We start from the raw sequence: 20,644 nt of genomic DNA, 5'->3' as shown, positions 1-20,644 counted from the left end.
ACCAAAATCGGCAACTCCGCCGGTGTCGTTTTGCCCAAGGAGCTGCTCGCAAAGCTCCGCGCCGGGGTTGGCGATACGATTTATGTGTCGGAGACGCCTGACGGCATTCGGATCACTGCATCCAATCCGGATTTCGAGGCAAAAATGGCCATGGCTGAGCGGATCATGCGAGAGGATCGCGATATCCTGCGCGTTCTGGCCAAATAACGTGGTCAAACCACTGGAGCCGGTCTGGATCGAGACCGAGCTTGCCCTTGCAATCCATGATCGCCAACTTGCCGAACATGGCGGGCCGGTAGGTGTTCGGGACGTATCGGCGTTGGAGTCTGCTCTCGCTCGCCCACGTCATCAATGGACTTACGGCGAAGCCGATTGTTGCGCGCTAGCGGCTGCCTACGCCTATGGCGTGGCGCGCAACCATCCCTTCACCGATGGTAACAAGCGTACCGCCTGGGTGCTTGCGCGCCTCTTCCTCACCTTGAATGACATCAGCATCGCCTTTCGGCCCGGGGAGGCCATCGACGCGGTTTTGCAACTCGCAGCTGGCGAGCTCGGCGAAAAAGAACTAGCCGAGTGGTTCAGGACCAGACGAACCTGACCGCCGACATCCCGGACGTTCAACGCGGGATCTCCGTCTCCCGAAAGCCGCCGTCAGTTCACGTTGGCCAGAGTGAACGAGACTGGGTCGACAGCAGTAGGACCGTTTTCAGCGGAAATCGCTAAATTCGATCGCTAAATTCGAAGTCGGTGGGACTGCCATCCCTGGACGAGAAGGCACTTGCGACCTTCTTGGCCAGGGATGAAATGATCTCAATTCGAGGGTGCGGGCACCGGAGCGAAATTGGCGTGGACCAGCATCCATTTGCCTCCCTGCCGTACGTAGACGCGGGTTGACTTGGCTATATTGGGATTGATCTTTCCGTCCTTGTCTCTGCGGATCCCCGCGAAGTTATAGGTGAGAATGGCAGCATCCCCATAGACCTGGACCTTGGGATTTTGCATGTCGCCGAACATGGATTTGTCGCCCGGAACGACGTCGGTCATCCTTACAGCCATGGCCTTGCCATCAATGCGCGTGGGATAGTCGGGATTGAACTCTGTATAGTCATCTGCAACGGAGGCCATTTGCTCCGCCGCTGATTTTCCTGCGATTTCCGCGGCCCACTGCGCGCGCGCCAATTCCATGACTTCAGCTGCTACGCGCGGATTGTCTTCGGCCAGAGCAGACGCGCCGCCAAACAATGATAGCGACGCTGCCATCGCAATCCCGGCGCGACGGAATGTATGAACTTCCACCATATCGAGTCCTCCTGATATTGCAGGGTGAACGCAACGGAGGGAAGGGTGCAGGATCGGCAGACACTAGCTCCCCCGGCCGAGTGCCGAACGCGCGGACGTTCTACCTCTGCTAAGTCAGAGTCAATGATCACGGCCCAAGGAGGCTGCCGTTATGTGGCTGTTCAGCGGAGCCGGGGTTGGGATCGCAGAGGCATCCCGGCTGTCCTAAAGACCCGCCCACTCCTCTGAAGCATCTAAAGCATCGCGTCGGACGAGAACGACTGCGATACATTGCGATGATTGCTGCGGGGATGGGGTGAGCATAGCATGTGCGAACGTTCGATATATTGTGTTTGCAAGACACAGGACGCAGTGGTGCGGTGACGCGATCCAGTGAGGTGCCCAGGTGACACAGGCCCATGGTTCCACGGCAGCAGCGACGGGGCATCCAGAACGGGTGATTGCCAATCCACCGGATCAATCAGTCGATGCTGTCGCGCTCGAAGGCGACCAACGCTGGATCGAACCCGAGGCACATGGCTGGGATCGGCTCGCCGACAGGCTTTATGCACTACAACCGGAACGGCTCATTCGTCTGGCGCGGTTCATTTCTTCAGCGTTTGCCCTTCTCGCGATTTATCTGGATCCGATCCAGCCGACCCGCAATGCCGAAGAGACCTATGCCGTCCTGTTGGCCTATGTAATCTATGCCGGCTTCCTAGTCCTGGCGCCGTCGCGCGAAGCGCTCAACAGCCGTGCGCATTATGTCACTCACGCCATCGACATCATCGTGCTGGGCGTACTTGCCTTTCTCAGCGGAGAGCTGTCGAGCCCGTTCCTGGCTTTCTTCAGCTTCGCACTCATCAATTCGGCGATCCGCTGGGGCTTTGCGGGCGCGCTGCTGACGGCACTAATGCTTGACATTCTCCTGATGGCAGTGGGGTGGCCTTATGATGATCCGAGCAAGTCCGACCTGAACGCACTTATCATGCGATCGTGCTATGCGCTGGTTGCAGCGGCTATGCTCGGCTATTTTGCATCCTATCGCGAACGGGGCCGACGCCGGCTCGAACAACTCGCTGCGTGGCCGATCGAGGCCGCGGGCGACGGCGGTGAGGCTTGGCTTGAACGATCGCTGCGTCATGCATCGAAGGTTCTCGGCGATCTACCCTTGCTTGTCGTATGGAATGATCGCGAGGAGCCAATGGGCCGGATAGCCTATTGGGATTGCTTTAGGTGCTGTTTCGTCGACATTTCGCATCGTGATTGCGCGCGCCTTCTCTCGTCGGGTCCACTTCAGGCAGGCTTCCATCAAGGATCGCTCCTCGATGCCATCGGGCTGCCGGAACCGGTCGCGCGCAACTTCAGGCACGACCGCGTTCACATTGCTCGGAAAAAGCCGCCATGCTGCAGTGCCCCCTTCAACGCGCAGCGCTACCGGGGTCGCGTTTTCGTTATCGATCCTGGCTATCCCAATGACGACATGATCTCCTTGACCGAGATCGTTGCCGAACGCATCGCGTCCGAACTCGAGCAATTCGCGATGATGAGCGAGCTTGCGACTGCCGCGGGGTGGCGAGAACGCGGCCGATTGGCCCGCGATCTTCACGACAGTGTCCTTCAGGACCTGACCGCGGCGGGATTGCAGATCCGTCTGGCAATGCAGCAGGTGCCCGAATCGATGCGCGATACGATAGGTCTGATTGGCGCCTTGCTTCAGGAGCAACAGCGTCGCATCAGACGCTTTGTCGAAAGCACCCGTCCCTCATCGGACCCGGAGCAGCATGAACTGCGCGCCCAGCTCGACGCGATTGCCTATCCACTTAATCGTCAATGGCACTGCGCACTGGACATAGACGTGTCGCCGGCCGACCTCATGGTTTCGAGCAAGCTCTCTTCGGAAATATGCCAGATGGTCTCTGAAGCAACGGCGAACGCTGCGCGCCACGGCGATGCGCACAACATACGAATTGCGGTGCGCTCTTCGGGCAAGAATCTCAGGCTTTCCATATGCGACGATGGCAAGGGCATGTCGGGCGCCGGATCGACAAGCGTTGCCGAGCCGCAGTCGATACGTGCGCGTGTTGATGATCTTGGCGGACAGTTTCGACTGGACACGTCAGGCCCCGGGCTGACGATGCACATACGCCTGGCGCTGTGATGGCCGCTTCTCAAACGACATCGGTGCTGGTTGCAGACGACCATCCGCTTCTGCTCAAGGGATTGAGCGACATCGTCGCGGCGGAGCGCGATTTCAAAGTCGTGTCAACGGCATTGGATGGTTCGACGGCCCTGACGCTCATTCGCGAACAGCGGCCTGATATTGCAGTCCTGGACCTTGCGATGCCCGAGCTTGGCGGTCTCGAACTGCTCAAAGCGCTGGCGCATGAGGCGCCGTCCGTGCGCGTTGTCATCCTGACAGCAGTCATCAGCGACAAGCAGGTGATCGAGGCTATCGCTTCGGGCGTTTGGGGCATAATGCTGAAAGAGAGCGCTCCCGAAGCCTTGGTTCATTGCCTTCGGGGTGTAGCACAAGGAAGGAAGCAACTGCCCGACGAACTAGTGGAGCGGGCTTTCTCCCGCCAGGCCAGTTCGGCGCATCGCGGCCGATCCCTCAACGACATGCTGACCACGCGCGAACGTGAACTGGTGGCGTTGGTCTGCGAAGGCCAGTCGAACAATGAGATCGCGGAGGCCCTTGGCCTGTCCGCCGGGACAGTGCGGATACACCTGCACAATATCTACACGAAACTGAACATCCGCAATCGAACCGCGCTGACGGCACTGGTGCTCAATGAGCAGATACCGTGAGCCCGACGGGCGTCTGGAGCGGCGAAAGCGAAAGTGCGACCGGCCTATCTTCGAAGCGACCAACGGGTCTGACAAGAATTTCGAGGCCGGCAAATCCCGTGCGGCCGTCACGGCGGCTGAAACCAAATGCCTCCGCCCAAGACCTGAATTCGCGCGTCGCGGCCAGCACGAGATCGGTAGAGCGCAGCGCCTCGCCTATCGCCTCCCCGCTGCGGATGTCGACATAGCGAAGACCGGGTATGCCAAGCGGCATCCGCCGCACGAGATCGTCGAGCGCATTGTCGACGGCACGTGGCGAGACATCGTGAAGTACGAGGATTATGAGACCTTGCGCGCTCGCGCGATACGCAGCGCAGAGCAAGTCGATGCACGGACTGCCCGGATTCCCTGGAATGATCTCGAGAACTGCAAGCGCGTGCATGGGTCAGAGCCTGACGACGCGAGGGCGACAGGTCGAAGGATCACCATTTCGCGTGGTTGGCATGGCTGTCTTATCCTTCGCCGTCGCAGTGCGCGATCGGACCGGCGGAACGGGAGCTCCGGGGTTCGATGATAATGAAACGCCAGTGAAACGCGATTTCAACTCGGGGCGACCGTTATAGGTCTGACGAGGGATGACATATGACATTCGTCATCATCCGCCGGGAGGTCCGATCGGCTTCATCCTACGGATGCATCATAGAGCATTGATTCAATTACCATTTTTGTACGTCAGTCTGATCGGCTGATGGTCTCGAAGGGCTACACCCCGGGACAGGTACATGCGCTGCGATCCGCCATATGATCGATAAATCGTGCGAATCCAAGTTGTTATGAAGTGCCGCTACAGTGGGGTTATTGCTCGCGTCCACTGTTCGTGCCGTGCTCAACATCCCCGGAACCGCGCCAAGCGGGGCTAACCCCAAATGTTCTATGGCTAGCGCAGGGTGCTCGCCGGTATCACGTTGGGGGGCGACAAGTATTGCCTCCAGCCATCGATTCAATGATCCGGCATGCATCGAACAGTTGGGCCGACAAAATGGAGTGCCTGAATATGGGCAACCAGGAAGGACTCCATGAGCGTTTCGCTGAGCACGCGGTCGTTCGCGGACCTTCCGAGCGCAATTTCGGTTTTACGGTGGGCGGCATTCTAACGGCGATCGCCGCCATTCGTTGGTTCTGGGTGGGCAGTGAGACGCCGTCCACGCTGATCGTGGCAACGATCGGAATCGTCCTCATCGTGCTTGCCGCCCTGCTACCCACGGCGCTCAGACTGCCAAATCGCATGTGGACTGGCCTCGGACTTCTGCTCGCCAGAATCGTCAACCCGGTGGTGATGCTCCTGATGTTCGGCATCATCTTCACACCCATTGCACTGGTCATGCGGCTGCGCGGTCGTGATGCGCTACGGCTCCGCCCGGGCGGCCGGACGACATCGACTTGGGTCGACCGCGACCCTCCAGGGCCGAAACCCGAAACTGCGATCCGCCAGTTCTGAAAGGATTATCTTATGGAAATGCTGCGCGAACTCTGGGCTTTCATGGGGCATCGCAAAAAATACTGGCTACTGCCTGTCCTCGGCGTGATGCTCACCTTTGGCGGCCTGCTCATCTTGACCCAGGGATCGGCGGTTGCTCCCTTCATCTATACGGTCTTTTGAAGGTCGAGCGGTCATGAAGATCCTGGGGCTTTCGGCGTTCTATCACGACAGTGCCGCAGCGCTTGTCAGAGACGGCCGGGTCGTCGCCGCAGCGCAGGAGGAGCGCTTCACGCGCCGCAAGCATGACTCGGCCTTTCCCGCAAAGGCGGCAGCCTTTTGCCTTGCTGAGGCGGGATGCGGCCTCGAAGGCATTGATCACGTCGTATTCTACGAGAAACCCTATCTGAAGTTCGAGCGGCTCTTGGAAACCTATTTCGCAATGGCTCCCCGAGGCTTCTCGTCATTCAACATGGCGATACCGTTGTGGATTAAGCAAAAGCTCTTTCAGAAGCACATGCTGCGCGAGGCACTTGCGGAACTGCCCGGCGGTGAGCGCTGGAACGGCTCGCTGCTCTTCACCGAGCATCACCAGTCGCATGCCGCAAGCGCCTTCTTCCCATCGCCCTTCAGAAGCGCGGCGGTAATGACAATGGACGGCGTCGGTGAATGGTGCACCACTTCGGTGGGCGTGGGTGAGGACAACCGCCTGGAGCTCCTCAGGGAGATCCATTTCCCACATTCGCTGGGACTGCTCTACTCCGCATTCACCTATTATACGGGATTCAAGGTCAATTCGGGCGAATACAAGCTGATGGGGCTGGCACCTTATGGCGAGCCTCGTTTTGCTCAGACGATCCTGGACAACCTGATCCAACTCAATTCGGACGGGTCCTTCTGGCTGAACCAGGACTATTTCGACTATTGCACGGGTCTCACCATGACCTCGCGCAAGTTCGAAGCGCTGTTTGGCGGCCCTCCCCGCCAGCCCGACGACCCGCTCACGCAGCGCGACATGGACCTTGCCGCCTCGATCCAGCTCGTCACCGAACAGGCGGTGCTACGACTGGCGAGGTCGGCCCGCAACCAGACGGGGCAGCGCAATCTGTGCCTTGCCGGCGGCGTAGCGCTGAACTGCGTCGCAAATGGCAAGCTTGTCAGCTCGGGCATCTTTGACGATGTCTGGATCCAGCCCGCGGCCGGGGATGCAGGCGGCGCGCTGGGTGCTGCGCTAAGCGTCTGGCACCAGTATCTGGATCAGGGACGGCGCATCGACGATGAGGAACGCGACGCAATGTCGGGCTCCTATCTCGGACCATCCTTTGAACAGTCGGAAATCGTGGAACGTCTGAAATGTGCGGGCGCACGGTTCGAGATTGTCGAAAATGACGAGGTCATCGCTCGCACCGCGGATGCGCTCGCGGAGGAAAAGGCGGTCGGATGGATGCAGGGCCGCATGGAATTCGGTCCGCGTGCCCTGGGCAACCGCTCGATACTGGGCGATCCGCGGTCCCCCTCGATGCAGAAGATCCTCAATCTCAAGGTCAAATATCGCGAGAGCTTTCGGCCGTTCGCACCGTCGGTGCTGCGCGAGGATGTCGCCGACTGGTTCGATCTCGATACTGACAGCCAGTATATGCTGCTCGTGGCCGACGTCGCAAATGCCAGGCGTCGCGAGATGGCGTCCTCCCAGAACGCCTTGTTCGGAATCGAGAGGCTCAATGTCTGCCGGTCGGAAATACCGGCGGTGACGCATGTCGATTATTCGGCGCGCATCCAGACTGTGCATCGCCAGACCAATGAGCGCTACTGGGCGCTGCTGTCAGCATTCAAGCAGCGGACGGGCTGCCCCATCCTCGTCAACACCAGCTTCAACGTGCGCGGCGAACCCATTGTCTGCTCACCCGAGGATGCTTTTCACTGCTTCATGGGCACCGAAATCGACCAACTGGTCGTAGGCAACTGCATGCTGAGCAAGGAGGACCAAGATCCAGGCCTTGCGCGAGATTACCGCAACAGCTTCGCGATGGATTGAGCGCCGGAGTGCGTCCCGCGCGCAATCTTGAGAGCATTGCGAGGCGGTAGCGAGATCCCTTTGTTTATCAGTTCGGCGGCGAGATCGGCTCCCGCCTCGCTCAAATGGGCATCGGGAGCGAACAGTTCAGCCGGATTCGAATGGCGATCGAATTCTTCGGCGAGATCGATCGTTTCTATCCCAGTCTGCGCCGCGCCACGCAGCACCCGCTCGCGCAGCCGATCATAGACAAATTGTTGATCGATAAACCCTTCATACCGGTCTACCTGTGGAATATAGACCAGGATCAGCCGGGCACCGCTTTGAGATGCGAGGGATTTCGCACGGGCCAGTATCGAGACAAATCCGGGCTCGTCCGGCGCGACTTTAGGATAGGCAAGTCCCAACAAGCGCGCTGAGTGATTAAGGGCTACGAAGTTGCGCGCGAAATTGTTCCTCCAGATCACACCCCAGAGTGATGGGCGCAGTCTGCGCCAACGATCTATGACGGCGGTCATTCGATCAATCATGACGGGTGGCAAGTCGGTGCTGCCAAAATCGGCATTGGGCGTAAGCGCAGGCCTGAGCCAGGACTGAGTCATTTCGGCGCGCAGATTCTCCCAGTCATTACCTTCGAAGAAGACGAAAACAATCGTCCTCGGGCGCAAAGGCAGCGCAAATCGGCCGAGCAGCGCAAGTTCGAAAAGTGGGCCGCTGCCACGCATTCCAAGGCCAATGCTGTGCGGGCGTCGTGCGCGAAGTCGACCCACCATGCTTTGGTCGCGATCAAGGCAATGCCCCTCCACAAAGGAATCGCCGATGACGATGGTGTCGACAGGCGCTTCATATAATTCGTCGGGGTTGTTGAAGCCGAACCGGTCGGCCTTGTAGAAGACCGGTTTTCCGTTGCTCACGCACATGACGACGTTCCGGGAGGGCAAGCCTCCGAGAACGGCCTGGTCGAGCCGAGTGATCCCAAGCTCATCATTCATGCGCTTTGTCGTGAAGGCGGGTGGCAGGCCAGCGCTTCCGTTGACAGGATCTTCTTTCCCCGGAATCTGTGTGCCGAACATGCCAGCAATGACCAGCAACAATCTGGCGCTCATGACGGCTTCATACGCAAACAGGCCGAGGAGCGAGGCACACGCCACCAGGCCAATGCAGCTACTTCGCACCGTCGGCAACAATGCCCCGCTCGCGATGAACAGCGCGGACAGCACCAGGGGCGCGGCGGCGTAACGCAAAAATCGCGGCAGATCGGATCCGTAGTCGGCGAAATGTGCGAGCCCGTAGAGCCCGTAGAGCCCAAGATAGCAGGCGGGTATCAGGCAAAGGACGAGAGCGAGCCTGCGACTTGGCGGTGGCAGAGCTTTCACTTGTTGTGCGCGTGATGCCATCGAACTCGATCCCAAGGCGCTGCAAAAATGCAAGATTAAGTGCAATTGCTTCAGCTCGCGCGCCTTCATGCGTCGATCGACCTCACCCTTCCGAGGCATGACAAACGTCATAGAAATTGACCGATTGCGGGATCAACGAGACGCTTGGGTCCAAAGGGCCGAAGTGGGCACGCCGTCGCCATTTGGCCGCGACGCACGCCAGATTGCGGGATATCTTGCCTTCTGGCATCGCTGCTGCTTGCTGAACCAACATCAGCGTTGCTGTGCGATCCTACGGCATGGCAAGACTGGTAATGGCGTCGGCGTGACCGAATACTTCCCAATTGAAGTTGGTCGAGCGATGCATCGCCGGCTCGACGGACCAGCGGTAGCCTTCGGCTGTCAGCCCAGCTGAGCGGCAACAGCTGGGCGCGTTGCCGTCATTGTAGGCCAGCTTCAAAGGAGGCAGCTTTCGCCGACATCCCGGTCGTTAGCCGCCTGTCGAATGCCTCCTCAAAGCGTTGGGGTGGACGCCCCCTGACGGCATCGATGTGCCAAAGTGGAGGTGTTGAAACACCACTGCAGGAGGCGTCCGTGAACGAGATTAGCACAGTCGGCATCAATTTGGCCAAGTCGGTTTTTCAGGTCCATGGCTCGGGTCCGGATGGATCTGTCATCTTATCCTCGCGCTGAAGGACGGCGCTGGCGAGATCACGGCCATCACCAAGTAATGATTGAGTGCCGCCGTGCCATCTGCATCGATGCCACAGCGGCGGTTATCGTCATGTCGCCGTTGTGGTTCAAATCCGCCGGTCGCGGCTCGCGAAGCCATGGCTTATCGCGGATCGCGATTGTATAGACAGGCCATGAAATCGACCGCAGCCGCTCCCGCAAGACATCGATCCAGCGCAACGACCGGCGCGGCTGGCGACGGCCCCGACAGCGATATAGCGGCTGAACATGCAGGGGGTCCGCCACGCTACGCCACGATCAAGACGTTCATCACCGATGCGATCGGCACGGGGGCGCTCAAGTCTGGCGACCGCGTCCCTTCAGAAGCCGAACTGGTATCCCGTTTCGGAGTATCGCGAATGACCGCCAATCGAGCGCTGCGCGAATTGCAGAGCGCAGGGGTGCTCGTGCGTCGGACGGGCAGCGGCTCCTTTGTCGCCGAGCCCAGGCCCATCGGTCACATGATTGAGATCCGCAATATCGCCGACGAGGTGCGCGCGAGGGGGCACGATTATCGGGCGCGCGTGGTGCAGAATGTGAGAGAAAAGGCGACGCCCGAAACCGCAGCGCTTCTGGGCGTTTCCACAGGCACGCGCATCTTTCACTCGGTCATCGTTCACCACGAGGCCGAATTTCCCATCCAGCTCGAGGAACGTCTCGTGCTCGCCTCGATCGCACCGGATTATGGAAACATGGATTTCACACGGACCACCCCCAACGAATATCTGACGAGGATCGCCCCGCTCGAGCGCGTGGAGCACCGGGTCTGCGCAGCAATGCCCGATCAGCGCACTCGGGAACTGCTGGGCATGGTGGACCTGGAGCCCGTGCTTCGTCTCACTCGCCAGACATGGAGCCGCTCGCGCCTGGTCTCGCACGCATGGCTGACCCATCCGGCGAGCCGCTTCGAGCTCTCGGCAAGTTTCTCGGTGCCGACCTCCTGACCGCTCCGTAACGCTTATACATAGGTCACGGGCGTTGGGGCGACTGCACGGCGGCGGCGCAACCAACGAAAATCCGCTCGACTGAAGCTCTTGAACAAGAGGTAGAATCCGGTTCCGGAGAGCCAGAGCGCGCCGAAAGCGACGAAGATGATGAACGGGTGGTTGAAGCTGGTGCGGTTCACATAGTCCATGTTGTGGAGCATCCAGAAAAAATCCCAGGTCCGCCAGGTATCGCCGCGCATGACGAGGAAGCGACCGGTTTCGGCGGACACATAGGCGCTGCTGTTGGCCTTGTCCGCGAAATCCACGCGCCACATCGCTCCCTTATGCTCGCGCGCCTCGAGATTGGGTTTTGAGAGGACTTTGACGCCGCGGATGGCAGCTTCGTTCATCATCGACGCGACCGAGCGCGCTGTATCGGCGTCGATAGTGACGGGTGTTCCATCAATGGCGTCAGCCAGCCGCATTCCCTTCTCGGTACGAAGCTCATAGACGGGCCGGCCTGCGAGATCGCGCAGGGTCACCTCCGAGATGGGCCCGATCCCCGCAATCTTCGCCGGATCGATGAACCCCGTATCGAGCGGCAGGGGATGAGCATGCGTCGCCGCCATGTCATGCCCGCCGACCTCGTCCATATCGAGCAGCGCCATCACCGAGCCGCTCAAAGCCCAGAGCAGAAACTGGAGCCCCAGTATCAGTCCCACCCATTTGTGGATGCGACGGAACAGGAGCGCTGAGAGACGGATGCGTTTCATGCCGTGGCCTTCTTTTTCTTCTTGCGGCGCGGGAAAGACCAGATGAGCAGCCAGGCGCCGCTCACAGCCATCGCAAACGCGCTCCAGGTTGCGACCCGAAGGAGCGGATTGTTGACGTTGGTGCGCTCGTCATAGTCCATGATGTGGAGCATCCAGGCGAAGTCGAACACACGCCAGAGTGCGTGCCGCCGCGAGAGGAGCTCGCCCGTCGCCGGCGACAGATAGAATGTCGGCCGGTTCCAGCCTTCGAACTCGACCTGCCAGTAGGGTGGCTTGCGCGACTGCATCTCCTGGGGCGCCTCGGTCAGCAGCTTGACCGCAACGATGTTCCCTTGCCCCGTGTAGATGCGCCTCGCGAGCGCACGGATGTCCTGTTCGCCCGGCGGCGCGAGACGGCTGCCCGTCTTTGCGTCATAGAGCGCGGGCCCCTCAGGCGTCTCGGCGCGCCACACGGGCTTGTCGAAATGGCGCTGGAGCCGCACTTCTGAGGTCCCCGGAGCCGCCGCCACGATCCGTGATGGCGGCGCGAGGCCCCCAAGCTCATAGGGGCGGGCAAGGGGCGCGCGCACCAGGTGATCGCCATGGATCGTGTCGATATGGACGACCACCATGTAGAAACCCGTGAGCGTCCAGAGTACGACCTGAAAGCCCATGAACAGGGCAATCCATTTGTGCGTCCGTCTGACGACGAGCGGCCAGCGTATCTTTGCCAAGACCTTCTTCCTTGCCTCAGAACGCGGTACGGAAACCGACATAGAACCGTCGACGGAGCAGGTCGTAGGTCATGGTGTCGGTGTTAGCATCGGTGAAGCTCTGGATATAGGGCGCCTTCCTGTCGAAGATGTTGTCGACGCCGATCTGGAAGCGGGTCTTCTCGTCCACTTCGAAGGCGAGCTGCGCGTTGTGGTAGAAGACATCGGGCGTCTCGTAGCCGATCTCGCCGGGCGACGCGTTGAAGTCGGTCGCCTTGCCGATCCACTGGGTCGACCAGGTCGCGCTGAAGCCATCCTTCTCGGCGGTCAGCACGCCATAGCCGCGCCACTTCGGATAGCCGCCATTGCCGCCGCCGATGAAGCCGTCGAAGTTGATCGGATCGCCGCCCGGGAAGGGGAGCACGACATATTTGTTGAGGTATGTGACATTGAGGTCGAGCGACACCGTAACGTCGCCGATTGTGCGGTTGTAGACGAGGCCCAAATCAAGCCCGTTCATCTGCTCGCGGCCAGTGTTGATCGGCTGCGCCGATAGGAAGGTGACCTCGCCGGTCAGCGAGCTGCGCGTGAAATCGTCGCAGAACTCGCTCGAAAGATTGGTGCTTGCATAGCAGACCGCGAGCTTGGTCGAGCCCGGAATAGCGCGGATCGCGTCCTTGATGTCGATATCGAACCAGTCCGCAGTAAGCGACAGGCCCGGGACCAGGCCTTTCGGCTGGATTACCGTTCCGATCGTCCAAGTGGTCGAACTCTCGGGCTCGAGATCCTCGTTGCCCCCGACGGTGGTCAGGATGGTCGTGCCCAACTGGACATAGTTGGCGGGCACGCCCGAGGCCTGGCAGTTGGCGATCAGCGTCGCATTGCCGCTGGTCGAATAGCGGCTGCACGGATCGGTCGTCGTCAGATTGCCTTCCGACACGCCGCCGAAGAGCTCGGGGACGTTGGGAATACGGAAGCCAGTGCCATAAGTGCCGCGCAGACGGATATCGTCGTTGATCATCCAGTCGGCGCTGAGCTTGTAGTTCCAGTCGCTGCCGAACAGATTGTAGTTCGAATAGCGCACCGCACCGTCGAGTGTCAGCGCCTTGAAGAAAGGCGCGTCGGCAAGCACGGGTACCGAAAGTTCGAGATAAGCTTCCTTGGCGGTGCTCGATCCCGAGATCGGATCCTGCTGGTTGGTATTGGCGACGCCGAGCACGGTCAACGGATCGGGATCGCGCCAGCCCTTTTCCTTGCGATATACGGCACCCGTCGCGAACGAGACAGGGCCGGCGGGTAGTTCAAAGAGGCTGCCGGTCAGATCGGCGGTGACGGTGGCAAGCTCGTTGCCGCCGCGATCGCGCGACGTGAAAAGGATGTAGTCGAGCACCTGCGGTGTCAGGTCGCCAAAGCCCAGATAGTCAGCGCACGGGATGGCGGCGCCTGCGGCGAGACTGCATTTGCTCGTGTCGATCGTGTTGCGCACGCGCTCGAGATTGGCGATGTTGGTCGAGCCATCGACCGCGGTGTTGCGCCCGAAGCTGCCCGCGATTTCCCACGCCCAGTCATTGGCGAATTTGCCCCGAAAGCCCATCGTGCCCTGCCAGGTATCGGTTTCCTGGAAGAACTGGCGCGGCCCCGGTTCGGCAAGCCGGCGCTGAATGAGGACGATGTTCTGGCCCGTGGGGTTGGTCGGGTTGCTTGCGGAAATCGCCAGGTTGCGAAGCGTGCCGGGCGTCGCGATCTGGTTCGACTTGCGGAAGGTATAGAGGAATTCGCCGAACGCCTCGATATCCTCGGTGACATCATAGTCAGCAAAAAAGGCGGTGCTGACCCGCTCGACCGGACTCACCGCATTCAGGAACGGCGCCGAATTGAAATTGTGCTTGGCAGCACTGTACGGCTCGTAGAAATTCCCGTTGCCACCCGGAACCTGGTTGAAGTTGATCTGCTGGCCATTGGGCAGCACCGCGCGACCGCCAATGGTCGAGGCGCTGTTGACGCACGAGAGCGTGCCCGGTGTGGTCTCTGCGAGAGAGCAGGGAGCCCTGCTCGCCATGTTTACCGCGCTTGTCTTTTGATAGGTGACCGCCGCCATGAAGCCCCCGCGGTCGTTGCGGATGCCCCAGATCAGGTCTGCGGAGAAGTCGGAGCCGTCGCCGCGCTCGGTGATACCGTGGCGCGCGCTGACGCCCAGCCCCTCATAATCGGCGCGGGTGACGAGGTTAACGACACCGGCCATTGCGTCCGCGCCATAAATCGCCGAGGCCCCGTCCTTCAGCACATCGGTGCGCGCGAGCGCGACGACCGGGATCATGTTGAGATCGGGCGACGAGTTGGCGCCGGTGCCGCCTGCGACCAGGCGGCGGCCATTTAGCAGCACCAGCGTGCGCTTGATACCGAGGCCGCGCAGATTGACCTGCGCGGTGCCGTAACCGTTGTTGGTCCAGTATGCCGAACTCTGGTTGCCCGCGAAGCCGGCATTGGCGGGGAGCCGCTGCAGGACAGTCTCGATGTTCACAACGCCGGTATTCTCGATCTGCTCTGCCGAAACGACCGTAGCTGGACCGACGCCTGCCAGGTCCTGTCTGCGAATCCTCGATCCCGTTACGATGATCTCTCCGGCGCCGCTGCTTGCGCTCTCGGCGGTATCGTTCGCCGAACCCTGCGACTGCGCCAGAGCGGACGTCGAAAGTCCCCCTAAAATGGTCGCGCCGAGTAGCAGCGCCGTCCTCTTCTTCATGCGATTGCTCCCTGTCCCGTCTTCTAGTTGGGGACAGAGACCACGAGTTGTATATACAGGTCAACCCAGATTTTTGATGTTTTTTCAATGACTTATATCGATTATCGCAGGTTGCACCGCACCCTGATAATACGCAGCCAAATGCCTTACCCCTCAAAGAGGACGAAATTTTTTTCCATCTTCTTACGATTTTCTGAAACACTCGCAGGCATGGCTGCCTGCCTGATGCACCATTTGTGTTCGCACGCTTCAAAATTGCCGTGAGAGGCCAAGTGAGAGGGAAATAGCAAGAGCGGGTTGTTCGCCGACGCGATAGCTCATTCGTCAACCGCAGCGCGCTCGCTGCAAGCGCTGTCAGCGCGCTCCCACCGAGCTACACCATCATCAGGGACACGACCCAAAAACAAGTGCTTCTAGCTCAGAAAACAGCCATTTCTTGAGGGTCATCGCAACGCGATACCATGACTGATACCCTGGGACTTTTTATCGGATCGGTTCGAGTCCTAAAGCTGCGAAAATCATGTCGTCGGCAGATGATTCGGCGCTGCTTCCCGGCCAAGCGACGCGATGCAGGAAATTCTTGAAACTTTCAATATTTGAAAGTATCTGGAATTTATGAATTCTCTGTCCAAACAAGTTTCAGGATCGAAGCTTGCTGAGCGGATCTTCAACGAAGGCCAGCTTCGCGAGTTGTTGGGCGGGAGTGATGCCCGCCGTCATGCTCTGGTACACAGGGCTCTGAAGGACGGTTCTCTGATCCGTCTCAAGCGAGCCACCTATATGTTGGGTCAGCGAACCAGCAACGAAGCCATCCATCCCTTCGTTGCTGCCCAAGCGCTTCTGCCAGGAAGCTATATCTCCTTTGAAACCGCCCTCGCCTACCACGGCTGGATTCCGGAGGCCGTCTTCACCACGGCAAGCGTTTCGCCCAGCCGCAAGACGATTACCTATGACACGCCATCTCTCGGACAATTCAGCTTTCATCCCCTCGCGCTAAAGGAATACCAGTTTCTGACGGACGTCGATCGGGAAAAGTTCGGCAACCTTGCGGCGTTCGTCGCACAGCCTTTGCGAGCACTGATGGATCTTGTCGCCCTACGGAAAGAACGCTGGTCCGGTTTGGACTGGCTTATCACGGGCATGCGCATCGACGAGGATCGGCTGTTGTCGCTTAAGCGCAAGGATTTCTCCGCGCTCCGCCCCGTTTACAAGCACAAGGCCGCCAACCATTTCCTCCAATCACTCGAGGGCGCCGTTCTGACGAACAACGGCGAAGTCAAAGGACGCGTTGGATGATTGAAATCATTCAGGAGAAGCTTCGCCAATATCGCGCAGCCAACGCGGTCGAGGAAGAGAATGCGACCAAGGAGACCATCCAGGAGATCGCCTTGTATGCGCTATGGCGTGGCGATTTTTTCGATGTTGCCCTTTTTCAGGGCGGCACGAGCCTGCGTATCCTGCATCGCCTGCCCAGGTTTTCCGAAGCTCTCGATTTCATGCTTCGGTCACCCAACCCTGAATTCGACTGGGCACCTTATCTCAAAACTCTGGTCGAGGTTTTCGCCCAGTTCGGATTGAAGCTTGATGCCCAGCCGAAAGAGAGGATGGACAAAGCTGTCCGGGAGGCGGTGCTCAAGGATAATTCTATTGCTAGCCAGCTCGACCTGACCTTCGCAGGAACGGGACGCCGCAAGACCATCAGGATCAAGCTGGAAATCGATACCAATCCACCATCCGCGTCTGGCGAAACTACCACCTTTCTCGATTTCCCTGCCGATTACGAGGTGCGGCATCAGGATTTGCCGTCCAACTTCGCGTTAAAAATCCACGCGCTCCTCTGCCGAGGCTATCTGAAAGGGCGGGATTGGTTTGACTTCTCTTGGTATGTTTCGAACGGGGTGCTTCCCAATCTGACACATCTCCAAGCCGCCCTCATCCAGGCAGGCCCATGGGCGGGGCGGGACGCTCTCCAGATTGACATGGCATGGCTGGAGGACACGCTACGGAACACCATAGTTACTATCGACTGGAAAGCCGCCGCCGACGATGTCAGGCGCTTCCTGCGCCCGGCGGAGGCGAAGTCGCTGGCGTTATGGAGCGACCGCTTTTTCCTGGCAAAGCTTGAGAAGATGGCGGCGGCGTGACTGGTTCATTTTATGCCGAGGATCTATCAGCCCCACACGCTGCTGGCATGAGGTGCCGAGCGCGAACTAAGTCAGCGGCGGCGCCCCTAGCTCCTGCACGAAAGCATCGAGCGTAGCGACGAATGCCCTTGCAGCGGCCGAGCAATAGCCACCCTCGCGCTGTAGCAATACGACCCTTCGTTCATCGATCGCAGGAAGAAGGGGGCGGAAACGCAGGTCGTCTCTTTCTAAGGCAACAGCGTCCGGAAGGACTGTCACAAACGAACTGGACCGCACAAGTTCGATCAGCGTCGTCATCGAACTTGTCTCGATGACAACATTTGGCTTGAACCAGTGTCGCTTGAAATGCTTGTCGATGGTTTGACGTGTCGCGAAGCCCCCGCTCAGCAGAACCATCTCCTCCCTCTCGATGCCCGCAACATCAATGGAATCGGTTGCCATCAGCGCGATCAACTTCAAGCTGAAGCTCGAAAAGCGCGAAGACCACGAAGGCGGCCACCGCTGCGTCATCACGCTCGACGGCAAGTACCTTCCGACGAAGCCCTTCTGACGGGCCGACTGTTTCGAGGCACGAGTCACTAATTGCGGCCCATGCCTCCCGGCGCCAGCCGTACCTTGGCGCACCCTTCACACCAAAGGCACTGAAAATGCAGCGTCTTCCGGTCGCTGGACCGGATGCGGGTTTACCTCGTGAAAAATGACTTGTACCGATCGGTCAAATGATGTACCGATTGGTACAAGTCAACAGCCCCAAAGGGGAATCGAGTGAACCGCCGCACTTTCATAGCTGCCCTTCCTGCTGCGGCCCTTGCGGCTCCGGCCCTTGCCAAGACCATTCACATCTCGAAAGGAAATCAAATGTCCCGTCCTCCTCTGCCCCCGTTCACCCACGAAAGCGCTGTCGAGAAGGTCCGTCTGGCCGAAGATGGCTGGAACACCCGCGACGCCGCCAAGGTGGCTCTGGCCTACACCCTCGACACGCGCTGGCGTAACCGCGTCGAGTTCGCCACCAATCGTCAGGAGGCGCAGGCCTTCCTTGAGCGCAAGTGGAACAAGGAACACGAATACCGGCTTATCAAGGAGCTGTGGGCGTTCACCGGCAACCGTATTGCCGTGCGCTATGCCTACGAGTATCGCGATGACGCCGGACAGTGGTTCCGCGCCTACGGAAACGAAAACTGGCTCTTTGCCGAAGACGGACTCATGTCGAACCGCCACGCCAGCATCAACGAAATGCCGATCAAGGAATCGGAGCGGCTGTTCTTCTGGCCCCTCGGCCGCCGTCCCGATGACCACGCTTCGCTGAGTGACCTCGGCCTTTGAGTACCAAGCGCGCCCTCACTGATCGCGAAAGTGCGCTGCCGGCGTTGGCAGAGGCATTCCGCGAGCATGGGTTCGAGGGCGCAAGCTTGGCCGTGCTGTCGAAGGCAACGGGCCTAGGCAAAGGCAGCCTCTACAACTTCTTCCCCCGCGGGAAGGAGGAGATGATGGAGGCGGTCCTCGAGAACATCGACGGTTGGTTCACCAACGCGATATTCACGCCGCTGGAGAATGTCACTGATTCAGCGGCGGCTGTTACGGCCATGTTCGGCGACGTGACTGCGTATTTCCGCTCCGGAAGGCGGGTATGCGTCGTTGGGTGCCTGGGGCTTAACTCCTCTGGCGAAACCTTCGCGGTGAAGGTGAAGGACTACTTCGCTCGGTGGATTTCGGCCTTGGCACACTGTCTCGAAGTCGCAAGGGTTCCGCCAGCGATGGCCGCGGATCTGGCTGAAGAGGCAGTATCTGGAATTCAGGGTGCAATCGTCCTGGCACGAGCACTTGGTGATGATGCGAGCTTTCAACGGATCGTTCACCGCCTCCAGTCGACCTTGCTCGATGCGATCGGCCGCTACGGCTGACACTCCCTGAGCTGCCCGCATTCGGGCAGTTCGTTCCAGCTTTCCCAATATTGTCTCCCAGACAGCCTTGGCGCTGCTGCGGTTAGCCCCATTGTGCGAGCAAGTGGTGGGCTGATGCTCTGCGCTGCCAAAATCGACATTTACACACGAGGGGGCATTTCCCGTGACCGTTGGCAAACACGTGCCCGCAATCAGGAAATGGTTCAGCCGCATGGCTGACGAAATCCAGCCTGTCATCGTCGCATCGAATAACGCGGGAATTACCTCGTACGCGACCGGACGTCCTCGGATTTCACGCAGAAGCGGCCGTTCGTTCAGCTCGTATCAAGCGACATCGTGAAGTGGTCCGGGGGCGACACGCAAAACTGGTCCGCCCAGGGTTGTTAGGCACTCTCCAAATCATGCGTCGCAGTGCCCTTTTGCAAAAGGCCACTGCGACGCTTTTCGCGTAATCGGTAGCTATCCCCGCGGATGGTGATGACATGGCTGTGGTGGAGCAGCCGGTCGAGAATGGCGTTGGCGACGACAGGCCAAATGTCGCTCGATCCGATCTTGCGTCGAGCAATTCGTCTTCCAGCCACTCACCCTATTTCGTGGCGCTCCCAATAGGCGTCGATTCGATCCCGATTCACTGCTTCTCTTCTGTTCAATATGCCCGTGAACGATCCGTTCTGCCGTTCCGGCAAACCGATTGAATTCGGGGGAAAGTCATATTGATCGAGATCGGTTTGCGCCGCTTGGGCCAAACTACATCACTGCGAGCGTGCGATTGTCGAAATTGCCGGTGAACTCCATGGCGATCTCGACCTTGCGTTCGATCGCGGCGATGATCGGGGTCGCGAAATTGACGCCTGCAAGTTTGCTGCAGCTCTGCAGATTACCAGGGCTGAACACATTCACCTCCAAAATTTTTTCACCCACAATGTCGACGCCCACCAGAAACATGCCGTCGGCGATGAGCTTGGGCCGGATTAGTTCGGCCACGCGCAACTCCTTTTCAGTGATCTCGACCGCCTCTGCCGTGCCGCCAGCATGAATATTGCTCCGGATGTCATCCTTCGAGCTCACGCGCCGAAGCGCTGCAAACTTCTTTCCGATCTGTAGCGGTCGCCCGTTCATCAGGAAGAGACGGATGTCGCCCTTGGCCGCCGCGGGTACATAGGCCTGCGCGATGATATAGCCGTCCCGCGCGATCGCCTCGATCATCTGATTGATGTTCAAGGCGTTCTCCGAGCCTACGAGAAATACGCTTTGGCCGCCCGACCCCTGTAGCGGCTTCAGGATGATCTTGCCGCCATGATCCTTGGCGAATTGCTTCACATCGCTCGCGAATTTGGTGATCAGTGTCTCCGCGCGCACAGCCTCTGGATAGGACTGGAAATAGAGCTTGTTGATGGCAAGCGAAAGGCTGTCAGGATCGTTGAGGACGAGCACGCCACGCGCCGCAGCGGCGCGGCCGAAAATGATGCCCACACCCTCCGCCCAAGGCCTTGATTGCGCATCGAGCGACGGATCGCTTCGCAGCATCAGAACGTCGACCTCGCATATGTCGATCGTGGCCGGATCCTGCTCGGCCGATTGCATCGCCTTGAAGAACTCGCTTGCGGTGCGGGCCTTCTTCGTCGGCGCAAATCGCGCATGCACGTGAAGTTCGTCCTGCGGGTTCAGCATGAAATCGCCGGGCGTTATGTAGCAGACCCGATGGCCGCGACGCGTTGCCTCGTGCGCCAGCACCGTCGTGGTATACCCTGGATGCTCGGTTTCCATGTCATTTACGAAAAAGGCGATGAGCATGGCC

The 20,644-nt window shown here is 59.4% G+C and carries 20 protein-coding genes and 2 pseudogenes; 13 read left to right on the top strand and 9 right to left on the bottom strand.

Annotation, left to right across the window (positions count from 1 at the left end):
* Window positions 1-207, top strand: a 207-nt coding sequence (locus tag MKI88_RS17175; RefSeq protein WP_241632775.1) for an AbrB/MazE/SpoVT family DNA-binding domain-containing protein, incomplete at its 5' end; no start/stop codon positions are given.
* A 1-nt stretch (window position 208) separates the two neighbouring features.
* A complete protein-coding gene (locus MKI88_RS17170) occupies window positions 209-598 on the top strand; it encodes a type II toxin-antitoxin system death-on-curing family toxin (RefSeq protein WP_241632774.1) in 390 nt (129 codons plus the stop codon).
* 212 nt (window positions 599-810) lie between these two features.
* On the opposite strand, the gene MKI88_RS17165 is transcribed toward MKI88_RS17170, so the two are convergent.
* Window positions 811-1,299 carry a nuclear transport factor 2 family protein gene (locus MKI88_RS17165; RefSeq protein WP_241632773.1) on the bottom strand — a complete coding sequence of 163 codons (489 nt, stop codon included), beginning with the start codon at window positions 1,297-1,299 and terminating at the stop codon, window positions 811-813.
* A 385-nt stretch (window positions 1,300-1,684) separates the two neighbouring features.
* Between MKI88_RS17165 and MKI88_RS17160 the strand changes: the two genes are divergently transcribed.
* Window positions 1,685-3,439, top strand: coding sequence for a sensor histidine kinase (locus MKI88_RS17160; RefSeq protein ID WP_241632772.1), 1,755 nt, complete (start codon window positions 1,685-1,687; stop codon window positions 3,437-3,439).
* Window positions 3,439-4,089 carry a response regulator transcription factor gene (locus MKI88_RS17155; protein WP_241632771.1) on the top strand — a complete coding sequence of 217 codons (651 nt, stop codon included), beginning with the start codon at window positions 3,439-3,441 and terminating at the stop codon, window positions 4,087-4,089. Before MKI88_RS17160 ends, MKI88_RS17155 begins: the two co-directional genes overlap by 1 nt.
* Here the strand turns inward: MKI88_RS17155 and MKI88_RS17150 are convergent.
* Window positions 4,070-4,510, bottom strand: coding sequence for a hypothetical protein (locus tag MKI88_RS17150; RefSeq protein ID WP_241632770.1), 441 nt, complete (start codon window positions 4,508-4,510; stop codon window positions 4,070-4,072). The two genes, MKI88_RS17155 and MKI88_RS17150, sit on opposite strands and share 20 nt — an antisense overlap.
* 612 nt (window positions 4,511-5,122) lie before the next feature.
* On the opposite strand from MKI88_RS17150, the gene MKI88_RS17145 reads away from it, so the two are divergent.
* Genes MKI88_RS17145 through MKI88_RS17135 form a run of 3 tightly spaced genes read left to right on the top strand, consistent with a single transcriptional unit; the run spans window position 5,123 to window position 7,580 of the window.
* A complete protein-coding gene (locus MKI88_RS17145; protein WP_241632769.1) occupies window positions 5,123-5,566 on the top strand; it encodes an SxtJ family membrane protein in 444 nt (147 codons plus the stop codon).
* 12 nt (window positions 5,567-5,578) lie between these two features.
* The gene (locus tag MKI88_RS17140) at window positions 5,579-5,728 is read left to right on the top strand and encodes a DUF5989 family protein (RefSeq protein ID WP_241632768.1); all 150 of its coding nucleotides are present in this window, start codon (window positions 5,579-5,581) and stop codon (window positions 5,726-5,728) included.
* A gap of 13 nt (window positions 5,729-5,741) precedes the next feature.
* Entirely contained in the window at window positions 5,742-7,580 is a 1,839-nt protein-coding gene (locus tag MKI88_RS17135) for a carbamoyltransferase (protein ID WP_241632767.1), read from the top strand.
* Here MKI88_RS17135 and MKI88_RS17130 read toward each other — a convergent pair.
* Complete coding sequence (locus MKI88_RS17130) at window positions 7,553-9,025, bottom strand: GDSL-type esterase/lipase family protein (protein WP_241632766.1); 1,473 nt, start codon at window positions 9,023-9,025, stop codon at window positions 7,553-7,555. The two genes, MKI88_RS17135 and MKI88_RS17130, sit on opposite strands and share 28 nt — an antisense overlap.
* Before the next feature lie 776 nt (window positions 9,026-9,801).
* On the opposite strand from MKI88_RS17130, the gene hutC reads away from it, so the two are divergent.
* The gene (gene hutC / locus MKI88_RS17125; protein WP_241632765.1) at window positions 9,802-10,611 is read left to right on the top strand and encodes a histidine utilization repressor; all 810 of its coding nucleotides are present in this window, start codon (window positions 9,802-9,804) and stop codon (window positions 10,609-10,611) included.
* Window positions 10,612-10,625: 14 nt separating this feature from the next.
* On the opposite strand, the gene MKI88_RS17120 is transcribed toward hutC, so the two are convergent.
* The 3 genes from MKI88_RS17120 to MKI88_RS17110 all read right to left on the bottom strand — a co-directional run bounded on the left by MKI88_RS17120 (window position 10,626) and on the right by MKI88_RS17110 (window position 14,801).
* Window positions 10,626-11,366 carry a PepSY domain-containing protein gene (locus MKI88_RS17120; RefSeq protein ID WP_241632764.1) on the bottom strand — a complete coding sequence of 247 codons (741 nt, stop codon included), beginning with the start codon at window positions 11,364-11,366 and terminating at the stop codon, window positions 10,626-10,628.
* Window positions 11,363-12,019 carry a hypothetical protein gene (locus MKI88_RS17115; RefSeq protein WP_241632778.1) on the bottom strand — a complete coding sequence of 219 codons (657 nt, stop codon included), beginning with the start codon at window positions 12,017-12,019 and terminating at the stop codon, window positions 11,363-11,365. Before MKI88_RS17115 ends, MKI88_RS17120 begins: the two co-directional genes overlap by 4 nt.
* Before the next feature lie 76 nt (window positions 12,020-12,095).
* Window positions 12,096-14,801 (bottom strand): TonB-dependent receptor domain-containing protein, encoded by a 2,706-nt coding sequence (locus MKI88_RS17110; protein WP_241632763.1) that lies wholly within the window; start codon window positions 14,799-14,801, stop codon window positions 12,096-12,098.
* 615 nt (window positions 14,802-15,416) lie between these two features.
* On the opposite strand from MKI88_RS17110, the gene MKI88_RS17105 reads away from it, so the two are divergent.
* Both MKI88_RS17105 and MKI88_RS17100 read left to right on the top strand, forming a co-directional pair.
* Entirely contained in the window at window positions 15,417-16,097 is a 681-nt protein-coding gene (locus tag MKI88_RS17105) for a hypothetical protein (RefSeq protein WP_241632762.1), read from the top strand.
* On the top strand, window positions 16,094-16,945 hold the full coding sequence (locus MKI88_RS17100; RefSeq protein WP_241632761.1) for a nucleotidyl transferase AbiEii/AbiGii toxin family protein: 852 nt from the start codon (window positions 16,094-16,096) through the stop codon (window positions 16,943-16,945). Before MKI88_RS17105 ends, MKI88_RS17100 begins: the two co-directional genes overlap by 4 nt.
* Window positions 16,946-17,011: 66 nt before the next feature.
* Here the strand turns inward: MKI88_RS17100 and MKI88_RS17095 are convergent, their stop codons facing one another.
* Window positions 17,012-17,341, bottom strand: a complete 330-nt coding sequence (locus MKI88_RS17095) for a LysR substrate-binding domain-containing protein (RefSeq protein WP_241632777.1) — start codon at window positions 17,339-17,341, stop codon at window positions 17,012-17,014.
* Window positions 17,342-17,384: 43 nt separating this feature from the next.
* On the opposite strand from MKI88_RS17095, the pseudogene MKI88_RS17090 reads away from it, so the two are divergent.
* From MKI88_RS17090 to MKI88_RS17080, 3 genes and pseudogenes are all read left to right on the top strand, one after another.
* A pseudogene (locus MKI88_RS17090) lies at window positions 17,385-17,495 on the top strand (cyanate hydratase); the annotation flags it as partial.
* A 308-nt stretch (window positions 17,496-17,803) separates the two neighbouring features.
* Entirely contained in the window at window positions 17,804-18,268 is a 465-nt protein-coding gene (locus MKI88_RS17085) for a DUF1348 family protein (protein WP_147223223.1), read from the top strand.
* Entirely contained in the window at window positions 18,265-18,846 is a 582-nt protein-coding gene (locus MKI88_RS17080) for a TetR/AcrR family transcriptional regulator (protein WP_241632760.1), read from the top strand. Before MKI88_RS17085 ends, MKI88_RS17080 begins: the two co-directional genes overlap by 4 nt.
* Before the next feature lie 383 nt (window positions 18,847-19,229).
* On the opposite strand, the pseudogene MKI88_RS17075 reads toward MKI88_RS17080, so the two are convergent.
* Both MKI88_RS17075 and MKI88_RS17070 read right to left on the bottom strand, forming a co-directional pair.
* Window positions 19,230-19,373, bottom strand: a pseudogene (locus MKI88_RS17075) (ATP-binding protein); the annotation flags it as partial.
* Between the two features lie 220 nt (window positions 19,374-19,593).
* Window positions 19,594-20,640 carry a glutathione synthetase gene (locus tag MKI88_RS17070; RefSeq protein WP_241632759.1) on the bottom strand — a complete coding sequence of 349 codons (1,047 nt, stop codon included), beginning with the start codon at window positions 20,638-20,640 and terminating at the stop codon, window positions 19,594-19,596.
* Window positions 20,641-20,644 lie beyond the last annotated feature (4 nt).

The organism is Sphingomonas sp. LaA6.9, from assembly GCF_022601895.1.
Taxonomy (GTDB): Bacteria; Pseudomonadota; Alphaproteobacteria; order Sphingomonadales; family Sphingomonadaceae; genus Sphingobium_A.
Note: the sequence above shows the minus strand (reverse complement) of the source record. Positions and strands in the feature narration are given on the sequence as shown.

Coding starts and splice junctions, on each gene's coding strand:
- MKI88_RS17070 (WP_241632759.1), bottom strand. CDS start 20,640: ATGCTCATCGCCTTTTTCGTAAATGACATGGAAACCGAGCATCCAGGG.
- MKI88_RS17110 (WP_241632763.1), bottom strand. CDS start 14,801: ATGAAGAAGAGGACGGCGCTGCTACTCGGCGCGACCATTTTAGGGGGA.
- MKI88_RS17145 (WP_241632769.1), top strand. CDS start 5,123: ATGGGCAACCAGGAAGGACTCCATGAGCGTTTCGCTGAGCACGCGGTC.
- MKI88_RS17150 (WP_241632770.1), bottom strand. CDS start 4,510: ATGCACGCGCTTGCAGTTCTCGAGATCATTCCAGGGAATCCGGGCAGT.
- MKI88_RS17120 (WP_241632764.1), bottom strand. CDS start 11,366: ATGAAACGCATCCGTCTCTCAGCGCTCCTGTTCCGTCGCATCCACAAA.
- MKI88_RS17135 (WP_241632767.1), top strand. CDS start 5,742: ATGAAGATCCTGGGGCTTTCGGCGTTCTATCACGACAGTGCCGCAGCG.
- MKI88_RS17105 (WP_241632762.1), top strand. CDS start 15,417: ATGAATTCTCTGTCCAAACAAGTTTCAGGATCGAAGCTTGCTGAGCGG.
- MKI88_RS17085 (WP_147223223.1), top strand. CDS start 17,804: ATGTCCCGTCCTCCTCTGCCCCCGTTCACCCACGAAAGCGCTGTCGAG.
- hutC (WP_241632765.1), top strand. CDS start 9,802: ATGAAATCGACCGCAGCCGCTCCCGCAAGACATCGATCCAGCGCAACG.
- MKI88_RS17100 (WP_241632761.1), top strand. CDS start 16,094: ATGATTGAAATCATTCAGGAGAAGCTTCGCCAATATCGCGCAGCCAAC.
- MKI88_RS17165 (WP_241632773.1), bottom strand. CDS start 1,299: ATGGTGGAAGTTCATACATTCCGTCGCGCCGGGATTGCGATGGCAGCG.
- MKI88_RS17130 (WP_241632766.1), bottom strand. CDS start 9,025: ATGAAGGCGCGCGAGCTGAAGCAATTGCACTTAATCTTGCATTTTTGC.
- MKI88_RS17115 (WP_241632778.1), bottom strand. CDS start 12,019: ATGGGCTTTCAGGTCGTACTCTGGACGCTCACGGGTTTCTACATGGTG.
- MKI88_RS17095 (WP_241632777.1), bottom strand. CDS start 17,341: ATGGTTCTGCTGAGCGGGGGCTTCGCGACACGTCAAACCATCGACAAG.
- MKI88_RS17155 (WP_241632771.1), top strand. CDS start 3,439: ATGGCCGCTTCTCAAACGACATCGGTGCTGGTTGCAGACGACCATCCG.
- MKI88_RS17140 (WP_241632768.1), top strand. CDS start 5,579: ATGGAAATGCTGCGCGAACTCTGGGCTTTCATGGGGCATCGCAAAAAA.